12 protein-coding genes are annotated in these 12773 nt (G+C 44.6%); 10 read left to right on the top strand and 2 right to left on the bottom strand.

Features of this window, described 5'->3' with window-relative positions:
- Positions 1 to 11: 11 nt before the first annotated feature.
- Entirely contained in the window at positions 12 to 1733 is a 1722-nt protein-coding gene (locus FYJ31_RS05115; protein WP_154536160.1) for a sugar transferase, read from the bottom strand.
- Between the two features lie 252 nt (positions 1734 to 1985).
- On the opposite strand from FYJ31_RS05115, the gene FYJ31_RS05110 reads away from it, so the two are divergent.
- Positions 1986 to 2591, top strand: a complete 606-nt coding sequence (locus tag FYJ31_RS05110) for an arsenate reductase/protein-tyrosine-phosphatase family protein (protein ID WP_015512401.1) — start codon at positions 1986 to 1988, stop codon at positions 2589 to 2591.
- Positions 2592 to 2621: 30 nt separating this feature from the next.
- On the opposite strand, the gene FYJ31_RS05105 is transcribed toward FYJ31_RS05110, so the two are convergent.
- Positions 2622 to 3200, bottom strand: a complete 579-nt coding sequence (locus FYJ31_RS05105) for a hypothetical protein (RefSeq protein ID WP_154536159.1) — start codon at positions 3198 to 3200, stop codon at positions 2622 to 2624.
- A 105-nt stretch (positions 3201 to 3305) separates the two neighbouring features.
- Here FYJ31_RS05105 and FYJ31_RS05100 point away from each other — a divergent pair, with 105 nt between their 5' ends.
- The 9 genes from FYJ31_RS05100 (at position 3306) to FYJ31_RS05060 (ending at position 12665) form a co-directional block, all read left to right on the top strand.
- Positions 3306 to 4283: a glycosyltransferase family 2 protein gene (locus FYJ31_RS05100; RefSeq protein WP_229773855.1), complete on the top strand. Its 978-nt coding sequence runs from the start codon at positions 3306 to 3308 to the stop codon at positions 4281 to 4283.
- 521 nt (positions 4284 to 4804) lie between these two features.
- Positions 4805 to 5530 (top strand): DUF4422 domain-containing protein, encoded by a 726-nt coding sequence (locus FYJ31_RS05095; RefSeq protein ID WP_326831181.1) that lies wholly within the window; start codon positions 4805 to 4807, stop codon positions 5528 to 5530.
- Positions 5531 to 5656: 126 nt separating this feature from the next.
- Positions 5657 to 6304 carry a hypothetical protein gene (locus tag FYJ31_RS05090; RefSeq protein WP_154536158.1) on the top strand — a complete coding sequence of 216 codons (648 nt, stop codon included), beginning with the start codon at positions 5657 to 5659 and terminating at the stop codon, positions 6302 to 6304.
- A 26-nt stretch (positions 6305 to 6330) separates the two neighbouring features.
- Positions 6331 to 7233, top strand: a complete 903-nt coding sequence (locus FYJ31_RS05085) for a beta-1,6-N-acetylglucosaminyltransferase (protein ID WP_195839445.1) — start codon at positions 6331 to 6333, stop codon at positions 7231 to 7233.
- 14 nt (positions 7234 to 7247) lie between these two features.
- A complete protein-coding gene (locus tag FYJ31_RS05080; protein WP_154536156.1) occupies positions 7248 to 8360 on the top strand; it encodes an EpsG family protein in 1113 nt (370 codons plus the stop codon).
- 27 nt (positions 8361 to 8387) lie between these two features.
- Positions 8388 to 9431, top strand: a complete 1044-nt coding sequence (locus tag FYJ31_RS05075) for a glycosyltransferase family 2 protein (RefSeq protein ID WP_154536155.1) — start codon at positions 8388 to 8390, stop codon at positions 9429 to 9431.
- A 42-nt stretch (positions 9432 to 9473) separates the two neighbouring features.
- Positions 9474 to 10457, top strand: a complete 984-nt coding sequence (locus FYJ31_RS05070; protein ID WP_154536154.1) for a glycosyltransferase — start codon at positions 9474 to 9476, stop codon at positions 10455 to 10457.
- Between the two features lie 398 nt (positions 10458 to 10855).
- Positions 10856 to 11053, top strand: a complete 198-nt coding sequence (locus FYJ31_RS05065; RefSeq protein WP_154536153.1) for a hypothetical protein — start codon at positions 10856 to 10858, stop codon at positions 11051 to 11053.
- 76 nt (positions 11054 to 11129) lie between these two features.
- Positions 11130 to 12665, top strand: a complete 1536-nt coding sequence (locus FYJ31_RS05060; protein WP_154536152.1) for a lipopolysaccharide biosynthesis protein — start codon at positions 11130 to 11132, stop codon at positions 12663 to 12665.
- Positions 12666 to 12773 lie beyond the last annotated feature (108 nt).

Below are 12773 nucleotides of genomic sequence, written 5' to 3'. Positions count from 1 at the left end.
CCAAAGAAAACTCAGTACGATCCAGTCCCCTTAAACACTGCCACCACAGTCTTCAACAGAATCACGATGTCTCCCGTAATAGACCAATCCTGAATATACGACACATCCGCATACTCCGACTGTTCCTGAGTCAAATCGCTGCGTCCGGAAATCTGCCACGGTCCAGTAATACCAGGCTTAACCAGCAGTCTCGTGGAATACAGCATGTCATATCGCGCGACTTCTTCAGGCAGCGGCGGGCGAGGCCCAACCAAGCTCATATCGCCCTTGAACACGTTAAAGAACTGCGGGAACTCATCCAGCGATGTTTTACGAATAAAGTGACCGATCTTAGTCACGCGTGGATCGTCCTTGAGCTTGAAGATAAAACGATCCTCAATGCCGCGTTCCTTAGCCAATTTCGCCTTGATTTCGTCGGCATCAGTGCGCATGGAACGGAACTTGTACATGGTAAACGGCTTGCCGTAAATGCCGATGCGCGTCTGCGAATAGAACACAGGGCCGCCGTCTTCCCGCTTGACCTTGTATGCCACCCATAGCATGATGGGCGAGCTCAAGATAATGGCGATACCGGAAAGCACGATATCGCACACACGCTTGAGGATGCGGGTAACGGTTGAGTACTGCGTCAGTCGTGCAGTGACTACTGGCATCGTCGGATCGTTGCGGAAATGCAGGTCAGCGCCGCTCAAATCAGCCACAGAGGTAGTGAGGGCCAATTCAATGCCCATGGATTCCACGGCCAGGGACAATGTACGCATGGTCTCAGAATCACGGGTAAGTACATCAGCTACCAATACGGTACGTGCCTTCATACCCTTTGCGGTTTGCGGCAAATGCGAGTTGAGTGGCAACACCTTCAGTCGTGACTCAGCATCGTTGGCAGGAGTGAAAGGCACCGACACCAAATGCTGCGCCTGATCCGGGTCATCCTCGTTCTTGACTGAAGCCACTGGGCACACCGCAATTGGCGCGTAGCCGAGGCCACGGCATTGGCGCAATTGTTCGACCGTCCGGTGGATACCTTCCGGAGATCCGATAACCACAGTCGGGTAGTTGAATTCGCCATTCATGCGGTTGCGGTGCAGCGCGCGGCGCATAATCCAACGCTCGATAATAACCAACACCAGTGAAACCAGCGGAATGAACACATTCAACGACCGGGGAAGATTGAGGTGGAACAGGTACCCCAACGTGCACAGCATAATGAAATCGATGAACGCAGCGTTCAACAGCTTGGCGTACAGGGCATAGCCCTCACCCATGGTGTGCCGTTCATAGGAGCGTGCGGAATACAGACTGATGAGCCACGATACGCAGGTCAACAGCAGGAAGCTAAAAACGCCGTATTCGCCGGGACCAATGCTCTGCACATAGGTATAAGCGAAAGGTCGGAGCAGGAACACGATGTACGTGGCCACAATGGTCATCAGCAGATCAAGCACGACCAAGGTCGTGTTATAGAGATATCGCCACTTCGGCACAGAATGGCCCATCAATGGACGTATGTTCGTGGTGTCGTTATGTGTGGAGCTGCCGTCCGGTGTAGAGGAGAAGTAGGTGCCGTCAAAGAATGTCGGCGCAATGTCACATTCGGCAACGGGGGAGAACGAAGCCGAGGCCCGGCTCCCGCTCACCCGTACTTTGGGCATTGCCATGGTCGCGGTGCTTGTTGCCTGCGACTCTGCTGCTGTGCCTCTGTCCTTCGGCATGATACTGAATTCTTCCTCCATCGTTCCCCAAAAACCGCAAGGAACATTCATTCTTTTCTCTTACTCTCGCCCACCCTAGCACGAATGCCGCCCCCCCCCCTATAGCAAAATCCGCCCAAAAAGCGAATCCCTTGTAACATTCATGTGAAGATGAAGTGGTGGTGGGCGGACGAGGATTGGCCGCAGTCCGGTGTATCGGACTAGAATGGTGCGCTAGTGGTTTGTACGCAGGCCCGCAAGGTAGCGTTGTAAGTATGAAGAAGGACTGAGCCCATGCACATTATGTTCGTCTGCACCGGCAATATCTGTCGTTCTCCCATGGGCGAGCTGCTACTCACCCGCTACCTTTCCGGTACCACAGTGCAGGTTTCCAGCGCGGGCACGCATGGCTTGCCCATGCACCAGATTGACCCCAACAGCGCCCTGCTCATGGAGAGCGTGGGCATCGAACCGAGTGGGTTCCGCTCTCGACGCCTGACACAGCCGATGGCCAAGTCAGCTGATCTGATCCTGTGCTTTGAAAAGGATCAGCGCAAAGACATCGTCACGTTGGCTCCCACTGCTGTGAAATACACGTTCCTATTGGGTGACTTCGCAAACATGTGCGAGTACTGCGCACGTAACGGGCTGGTCAAGGGCTTGACCATTCAGGAACGCTTGCAGTCAGTGATTGACTCTGCTTCCATTATTCGGCCCATGCTTCCCGAACCCGAGGATATTGAAGATCCGCACGGCAAGGAATACGCAAAATTCCGTACTGCCGCCGAGCAGACAAACAAGGCGCTGCGCACCATCCTGACCAGCATGCGCAAGCACTACCGCGTTGAGGAAGCCCCAGTACGGCCTCAAATTACGCGTCAGTATGCTTATACGGTATGAGTGTTTATTTGTGATACGGGTATCTATACTTCATACTTCCAGATGCGGAAGATAGTCTCGTTCAAATATATCGACAATGACGACCTTGACAGCAAGGTATAGTTTTTCTGCCAATCCGGCAGCGCTTCGTATATTGAATTCGTCGGCAGTTCTCATGAGCTGCGGAAATACAGGGTTTGCGGTGGGTTGCAAGGAATCTGCTTCTGCTTCGCTTCGTGGGACAGCATCATTGCGAACAACAACAAGAGCAATACATTGATTGCGGCTCACGGCGAGATTAATAAGTCCCTCATATTCCAACATGAGTACTGAGTCATAGAGCTTTTTCTCAATATTCGTGGCCGGTTTTGACTTGAGTGTTATCTCGTTGGTCTGCCCGTTTTTAGCTACGACATTGCCGTTTTTATACTCCACAAAGAATAAACGCTCACAATGCTTGATTGCATTGAGTCCATCGCACGAAGCCGGCCGAATCATGTCTGGGTGCCGTGTCTGGAATAGTTCTGCATACTTGTCGAAGTTGTATTGTTGTTGTTTGCTTTCAGAGACCGAGCGACAGACGTTTTCATCAAATGACAATAGATCAATAGTCGCTAGCTCTGTGTGCATGTAGATCCAACCATCATGAACTGGCGATGTGGGCTCGGCCTTGTGGCATAATCAGAAAATGAGAACATGTCGGTAAGAAATATATGAAGAACTGGTGATAGACGTATGGCCATTCCTGAGTATCCTCTGATTAGCGTTATCGTACCGGTCTATAACGTGGAACGTTATCTTGACCAATGTCTGGACAGCCTTGTTAGGCAGAGCTATGCCAATCTTGAAATCCTGGTTGTTGACGACGGGTCCACGGATTCATCGGGGGAAAAGTGTGATACGTGGGCTGAACGTGATTTTCGTATCCGTGTGATTCATCAAGCCAATAAAGGTTTGGCTGGTGCCCGCAACGCCGGACTTGACGCTGCTCGAGGGGACTATATCGGTTTTGTGGACTCTGATGATTACACGCTCCCAGACATGTTCTCTACCCTGATGCGGAACATGCGGGAATTTGGAGCGGATTTGTCCATCATCTCCTATGAACGCGAAAATCCGGATGGTAGTGTCTATAGCAATGCTTTATCCGGTCAGAAAATAGTGATGACCTCCGAAGATGCGTTCAAATACGTCAACATACACGGATATTTTTATGTGGTCGCATGGGACAAGCTCGCCAGAAAGGAGTTGTTCGATGGTCTTCGCTATCCGCTTGACGCAAAGTATGCCGAGGATTCCCCGGTAACTTATCAGCTGCTTGATCGCGCCGAACGAATTGTCTATGATTCCACACCGTTATACCGATATCGTATGACGGAAGGAAGCCAATCCCATGGCATTACCGATAAACTCGCGCAATCCACCAGCAACATGCTGGAACTGGTGCGTAAGAAGTATCCTCAAGATGAGCCGTATGCCGCATATGGTCATCTGGAATCTATCGTAGGTACATACAATCGCATTGTTCTAGCAGGTAAACGCAAGGAATGGGCTGAATTCGAGCGATTTGCGCGGATCAGATTACGTGAGTTGATGCCTTTGACGAAGGCGGCTGGACTTATGTCAAAAGTTCAATCGCTGCAGTGGAGGTTGCTCGTCATTTCACCGGTTATATATATATATATATCGTTGTTACAAACGCAATCATTCTGAAATTTCGGCACATTAAGTAGGTTGCAATGAATACTCTCTTTATGTTGACGTGCATGATTCTTATTTTTATCTTTACTTATTTTGTCCCGGATAGGATCTTCGTCAATCCTATTGTTTTATTTTGTCTTCCTATGATTGTTTCGGTTATGTATGGGTTGCAATATTATTCAGGGTGGAGATTCAATGTTTCTTCGAAGACAATGTTTTTGGTCATCTCCTCTTTTCTTGTTTTTTGCTTTGCGGTTTTTCTAGTTTCGATCTTCATTAGAGATCGTGGTTTTAGAAGGAAAAGTGATGAATATAATGAAATAAATACAGTTTTCCTGCTTAGAGATAATGTATACTTATTATCGTGAATACTTCGAGTGGAATCCTTCGACTGCAACGTTGGTTTCCGAGCTGGTTTGCTTTGATTCGAAAGGTAGGATAACAATATGACTGCGAATCAGAGGATTGTTGTTGCCGTAGTTTCGCATAGGCTATATCGTATGCCGTCTTCTGCTTGAAAAAAAAAAAAGCATGTGGGTGCCACTTTGCATCCGGATACACTGCCCGATTGGGTTCAGGACAATGAGGGTGAGAATATCTCGGACCGCAATGGTAAGTATTCGGAGCTGACTGGTCTGTATTGGTTGTGGAAAAACTGCGATGCCGAGTACATCGGTTTGGTGCATTACCGCAGATATTTCGCTACTCGCAGTTGGTTAGGACGTCGAGCCCACGACCGTTTCGACAGGATCATCGGCGGCGAGGAGCTTGCTCAAGTGCTGCAGAACGCTGATGTAGTAGTGCCGCATCGCCGTAACTATGTGATCGAAACGGTCCATTCGCATTATGCACACACATTGCCGGCTGAGCATCTTGATGTTGCTCGAGATATTATCCAGGAACTCTACCCACAATACCTTGCTGCGTTCGACAAGATGATGGGTGGAACAACGGCGCATATGTTCAATATGTTCATAATGCGTCGAGATCTGCTCGCCGATTACTGTGCATGGCTGTTTCCAATCCTGTTTGAACTTGAGCAGCGCACTGACGATTCGGCCTATGACTCCTTCAACCTGCGTTATCCAGGACGCATTTCAGAGATGCTGCTGGATGTGTGGCTTTCCGAACAGTTGCGCCAAGGTGTTCGAGTAACTGAGCTTCCCGTTGTGTCGCCCGAGCCGGTTGATTGGCCCGCCAAAATAAGTGGATTCCTTAACGCCAAGTTTTGCGGCAAGAAGTATGGGAAAAGTTTCTGACAAACCTGCTGATTCAACCTACTGGTCTGGTGATTCATGAGTGGAAAATGGAAGATGACTTGACTATTCATTTTCAGTCTGCATTGCTAATCTGTAATTATGTAGTCATATGACGAAGGATATGATATGGATAAGTTGAGAAATGATAGACGTATCCGCACTAGGGATGATTTAAAGTTTTTTTTAGCATTGGATCGTGCATCTTACGAATTGACGAATCAGACGTTGCGGGAAAAACTCCAAGAGGAATTTCATCTCGGTCACACAATGTTAGGTTATTGGTTTCTGAAGAAGAACCGAAAACTGGAGTATTGGGCTAATAATAGATATCGTTCACCCTTTCACCATCTAATTTATGAGATTAAAGCTCTACGTTACATGTTCTTGGAACGTCGATATGGCGTTATTGTTCCCGTTAATGTTATTGGTCCAGGAGCCAGATTTTGGCACTTTGGACAAGGAACCATAATTATTAATGGTCGTGCAAGTATTGGCATGGGTTTTTCTGCTAGCGCAAATTGCATTGTTGGTCATGCAAATGATGAGGTTCCAGAGATCGGTAATTTTGTTGAGATGAGTGTTGATAGTAAGATTTTAGGTGGCGTTACTATCCCGGATGACGTTGTTGTGGGTGCAGGAGCCTTGGTCATTAAAACAGTGGAAAGTGAGGGTAGTGTAATGGGGGGGGTGCCAGCAAAAGTGCTTTCGCACCATGTACTTGATGAGCACGAGAGACGTAAACGTGCAGTGCTCATTGAATTGGCGAAATGGTGATGTCAGTTTTCTCTGAAAGGTTTTTTATGCGTCATGCATATATGATTCTTGCTCACACAGGGTTGCAGGAACTCAGATCATTGATTCATGCACTTGATTATGCGGAAAATGATATTTTCGTCCATATTGACGCCAAGGCCCAGTATGGGTATGAGCAGTTAGAAGATATAAAAACCAGCATGTCTGCAGGATTGTTTTTCATTACACCTCAGATCGATACGACATGGGGCGGTTCTTCGCTGGTATTGGCGCATCTTGCCTTACTTAAAGCAGCATACGCAAATACAGATGGGAGATATCGTTATTATCATACGCTTTCAGGCTTGGATTTTCCAGTCAAGAGTCATAATTATATCATGCATTATTTCAAAGAACATGATGGTGAGAACTTTATGAGCTGTGATTTCGATGATTCCGCTCCTAGTCATATACAGCTTCGGTGTGATCAATATCATTTCTTTCAGGATTCCCTTATTGGTAAGAAACGAAATATATGGAAGTATATCGATTTCGCGTCTTGTTATGCGCAACGAGCGATTGGTATTCGACGTTTTAAAGGAAAACGCATCCTGAAGGGTTCAGAATGGTGGAGCATCACCGATGAACTGGCTGGGTTTTATGTTAGACATGCTGATGAAATCGCGAGTCGTTATCGTTGGACGTATTGTGCGGATGAATGCTTCCAGTTTACAGAAATAGAAGATACTCCTTATATAAAAACCATTTCTCCGCGTGGAAATCTTAGATTCATTGAATGGGAGCAAGTCACTAGACGTGATCGCTCACCGAGAGCCCTGACTATAGATGATTTTGAGACTTTACAGCAAAGTGATATATTGTTTGCTCGAAAGTTTATCTATCCTCAATCGAAGGAATTGGAAGAAGCCTTAATTCAGAGTGGTTTTGTTGCTGATCAAACGAGAAATTAGCAGTAAAGATTTGTATGATTATTTTTGCAGTTTTAATCAGTGTAAGTATATTTTTTGATTTAATATCTCAATATAGTCACATCTCAACTTCTGTGAGGAAACTATTACTGACGATTGTATTGCTTGCTGCTGGAGTTATTTCTGCTTTCCGTAAAGGCATTGGAACTGATTATCAGCATTACATTGATATCTTTGCGTGGAGTAATAGTCCAGGTATCAACAGAACATATGAGGAGGCGGGATTTCTTGCTTTCAATAGATTGTTGTATGCATATGGCTTCACAGCTCGTGCAGTATTTGTATTCACAGCATTCTTGTTGATCTTTTCAATTTACTATTTTACAGTGAATATAGTTCCTGAGAAGTATTGGCTCTTCTTCGCATTTATGTTTCTTGCTGGAGGGACATATTTTTCATCAATGAATATTCTACGCCAATATATCGGTCTTTCTTTTGTGCTCATAGGATTTGTTTTTAACCTGAAAAAACGATATTTATTTGGTATTGCTTTTTCCATGGCAGCACTCGCTTTTCATAGAGTGTCTGCTGTGTTCTTTGTCGTATATATTTTGTCTTGGATAGTTAAGCGTTTGAAAAGCAATCAATGGGTTATCGTGACTTATGCCGTGGCGCTTGTTTTACTCTTGGGAGGTGTCGGGCCTATTGCCACTTTGATCGTTAAAATTGTTCCAACATGGCGGGGATATGTTAATGTAGTTAATGTTTCCGGAATTGATTGGTTAGCTATGCTTAAGTCCATAATACCAAATATTCTCATTTTATATAGTTTTCTTAGAAGAGACAGTTTAAATTCAGAATCGACTTTTGCGAATTCAACCGTTAAAAATCTTAACGATAACACATTAGTGTATGTTAGAACAGGGTCGGTCATTTTCGGAGCTTTGGCCATTGCTTTTCCCGGTAATATGGTTTTAACTAGAATTACAGAATTATTTTCTGTATTTTTATTTGCTGAAATATGCCATATTGTAAAAGATGAACCCAAAAAAACTAAGCCGCTGCTCTGGTTTGTGATAGTCCTTTACTATATGTTGCTTACTGTGGTTACCATATTTATTATGCATGGAAATGGAATTAATGGATATGAATTCTCAATTTCCATTTGATTATAGTAAAGTTTGAAAGTGAGTTTTATGTCTACCTGTTTGATTTCTATAATAATTCCGTCATATAGAACTGAAGCACAAGTGTTACAACGATGCCTGGTTTCAGTTAATAGACAACGATTTGATGATTCAAATATTTGCATAGAGTGCCTAATTTTGTTTGATGGCAAGCCTGATCCATCGCTTATAAAAATGATTCGTCAGATTTCTCTATCTGATTCTATTGTTTTTAAACCAGTAGTTTTGTCTCATTCTGGGGTCTCTACGACACGAAATCAAGGCATTAAATTGTCGCAGGGAAAATGGATCGCCTTCGTGGATGCGGATGATGAATTACCTGATAATGCTTTGAATACGCTTGTAGAATATGGTGATAAGTATAATTGTGATATTGTGCAAGGAAGTTATATCACAAAGTTGGCAGCATCGACCGAACATCATATCTACCAACCTGAATCAGTTCTTTTTGAACGGAAAAAACTCGAGGAATTGAGGTATGATATTCTTTCCCCTGACCAAGGACTAGGTTTGGTGTGGGGTAAACTATTCCTTCGTTCATTTCTTATAGATAATAATATTCTCTTTGATTCGTCAGTTGCTGTTGGTGAAGATACAGCTTTTGTGTTTTCTGCGGCACTTGCTGCAAAACGTGTGGGATCTATTCCACAGGATGTGTATCGCTATTATCGCAACATGGGATCTGCTGTCACTGCATTTCGTTCCGATTATGTTGACAGAATCGTGACTTCGATGAGAGCAATGAGGAAGCTGATCATCCAGTCGAACCACCCGGAATATATATCGGGACTAAATGATTATGTGCTGTTTCATTTACTTTTGATTCAACTTCATTATTTATTTCATCCTCAGGCACCATGGACGGAAGCAGAACGTAAAGCCGAATATCGTAGAGTATTAGCTATGACGGTGTTTGCTGAACCGCTGCGATTGGGCGGTTTTCAACGGTTCGGATTAGCTAAGCGAATTTCGCTCTCGACTCTTCGTCACCATTGGTTTTTGGCCAGCAGATTTATTGCTTGGATCAGGCGTCTTCAGATAAACGGATTGTGATGTAATATAGTATATATTGAGGCATGACTAAGTGGAGGGTCGATGATGGAAACAAATAATAGTTTAGTGTCGATTATTGTTCCAGTCTATAATGTAGTAGAGTATGTTTTTCGGTGTCTAGAAAGTCTTGCTGCTCAGACATATTCACCAATTGAGATTATTGTTGTCGATGATGGTTCGACTGATGGCTGTGCTAAAATCTGCGACGATTTTGCACGGGATAAAGAACAATTTACGGTGATTCATCAGTTTAATGCTGGACTATCGGCGGCTAGGAATACAGGTTTAAATTATTGCCACGGTAAGTATATTACATTTGTTGATAGTGATGACAGTGTGGAGCCAGATTTTGTAAGCGAACTTCTGAAATGCATAACAGAGAAACGGGCAGATATTGCTGTTTGCGGTATCGATGTATTGAATGAATCAGGTAAGAAAGTCGATCATCAAGTTCTTCGGCCGCATGTGCTTACTTCGTTCGAGGCAATGGATTGTCTGGCTAAGCGTGAAAATGGTCTTTATACTGTGGTTTGGAACAAACTTTATAGCTCTAATTTATGGAGAGATTTACGTTTTCCGGAAGGTCGGCAGCATGAGGATACTTTTGTGATGCATAGACTGTACCATCAGGCTAATTGTGTGGCATTTACTGATAAGGTTTTGTATAATTATTTGTTACGCTCACAAAGTATCATGCACAAGGAATATAGTGTCAGTAACCTAGATGAGGTCGAGGCCTTCTGTGATCGAGTCGATTACTGCCGAGAGCAAGGTGTAATGGGGGCTTGCATGGATACGGCGATGTATTTCGCTATTGGTGCACTGGCACATGGGTATGCGGTATTGGACTGCAAGGATGGTGAGATACAGCGACGTCTTCAGGAATGTCGTTCATTGGTGCTTTATGCATATGAAGGTTCAAAGCATTGGTTGTCTCGAAAAACAAAATTAGTCATGTTCATTTTTAGGTTATCTCCTTGGTTGTTTGTAGGTTTTTATCGCATTCATTTGCTCATGAAGAAATAAACTGACGAAGAATATGTGTATATAGTTTTAAGTATTATATCTTAAATTTGCTGTGTCGACTATCTTGAGCGAAGCTGTAGCAACATTGTTGACGGATACTATTGAATAGAATGGGTGTGTATTGAATTAACTATATTTTTCCTGAGCGATGATGTGACTTTAATAAGTTATGTGTGTAAACCTCAAGTTTTGACATGTTGATCCCATGCCTACTTTTATATTGATAGGTTTTAGTTTAATAGATAGGAACTCTAGATATTTGATGCTTTTGTGTATGTTCTATATCATGTTATTATGGCAAGATTGCTAACCCCTTAGCGAGAGATTAAAGTTTTGATGCAGTAGTTATAGACTGTGAACCACGGAATACTTATCCGGTACTTGAAAGATACGAAGACATGTACATTATCGTATCTATGATTTTTCGCTCAAAGATTTTTACAATTATGGACAAAAAAGCGATTATATCAGGTCAGTATGCCATTGATTTATGGAATCAATATTGTGTAGATGGTCCATGTAAGTTACTGGCAATACATGAGCGTATTTATTTAGAGCAGTGCAAAGGGGTGGCGTGGGCTGATGGCGAAGAATAGTTTGCAGCAAATCGAGTGCCTTTCTGAGAGCTTTTACAATGAATCTGTAAAGGTGTTTAGCGAGTGAGGTTGAGTTATGGGAGATAAGAAACAACTGTTTGTGAACATGGTCGCGAGCTTGGTGAATTTCGCAGTTTCCGTTGGAATCGGTTTGGTGCTCACACCATATATTGTGTATAACATTGGTGCCGAGGCTTATGGATTCGTTGGTCTAGCGAATACTTTTGTGAGTTATGCTCAGTTGCTTACCATCGCTTTGAACTCAGTGGCCGGACGCTTCATCACGGTTGCATACCATGAGAGGGATGATGCAAAGGCAAACGGGTATTATTCGTCCACGCTTGCAGCGAACGGCGTCATGGTCATCGTATTGATGGCTGCTATGATTCCAGTGGTAGTGTTTCTTGACAAGATTGTGAACATATCCCCGCATCTCGTGGGTGATGTGAAGGCCCTGTTCATCTTCATATTCCTAAATTTCATGCTTTCGGTTATCGCCACGGTGTATTCCGTCGCCACGTTCGTGAAGAACAAGCTGTATCTGAGCAGTATTGCAAATCTCGCATTTTCCATGGTACGAGTAATCGTCATGGTTGTTCTTTTTGGTATTTTGCCGCCAAAGGTCTACTATGTGGGATTAGCCGTATGCTTGGCGACCGCGGTGATGACGTTGATGAATCGTTCGTATACGCGTGTGCTGCTTCCTGATATTTCCTTCCACAAGGAATCGGTGTCGTGGACGAGCATTCGGGAGATGTTCGCGGCAGGAGTTTGGAATGTAGTGACTAAGCTGCAGCAGATTATGATGTTCGGATTGCAGTTATTGGTAGCGAACTTGATGATTAGCCCATATCTTATGGGTATGTTCTCTATCGCTCAGACCGTTCCAAATCAGATCAGCGGACTGGTGGTCACCGTATCGAGCTTGTTTTATCCCGAGCAGACGAAATACTATGCACAGGGCAGGCATAAGGAGCTGATCGAGGGTCTTAAATCGGGTATGAAAGTGACTGGATTCTTCACAAATATTGTTTTCGTGGCGGCGCTTGTGGCCGGATATGATTTCATGAGTTTGTGGCAGCGCGGCCAGGATACGGGGTTGTTGTACCAGTTGCTTACCCTCACCATGTTGGGATTGTTGGTTTCCGGTGTCGCCGCGATGTTGCAGAATCTGCCGTTGATTGTCAACCGTATGAAGAAATACTCCATCGTATGGCTTGTCTACAGTGTGTTGTCCATTGTGGTGCTGGTTGCTTTCATTAAGGTTCTTCCGAAGTGGGGTATCTTTTTTGTTGCGGCGATTCCGAATTTGTTCGAGATACTGGCAAATGTAACGTTCGTGCCCATATATGCCTCCAGATGTCTGAGCGTCGGAAAATTCGAGTTCTATCCCATCTATATCCGTTATTTTGTCTCCACTACGGTGGCTTCCGTGGTTTGTTGGGGTATCAGGCATGTATTTGCACTGGTCGCCAGTGGTTGGGTTTCGCTGATTCTGACGTGCTGCCTGTATGCGTTGGTCACAATGCTTTTGGATGTAGTGCTGTTGCTCGGAAAGAAAGAACGCTCCATGTTGGTGGGTATGCTGAAGAAGAAGCTGCATATCAACTAGCGAGGTGGTGGCGTTTTCTTGGACTCCCCGACCGGGAGGAGACCCCCCCTAGGGTGGTATACAGCAAGGAACAACGCGACCGCGTCCACAGCTCTGCGTTTCGATTCC

Source organism: Bifidobacterium sp. WCA-178-WT-4B (assembly GCF_009696495.1).
In the GTDB taxonomy this organism is placed as follows: Bacteria; Actinomycetota; Actinomycetes; order Actinomycetales; family Bifidobacteriaceae; genus Bifidobacterium; species Bifidobacterium infantis.
Note: the sequence above shows the minus strand (reverse complement) of the source record. Positions and strands in the feature narration are given on the sequence as shown.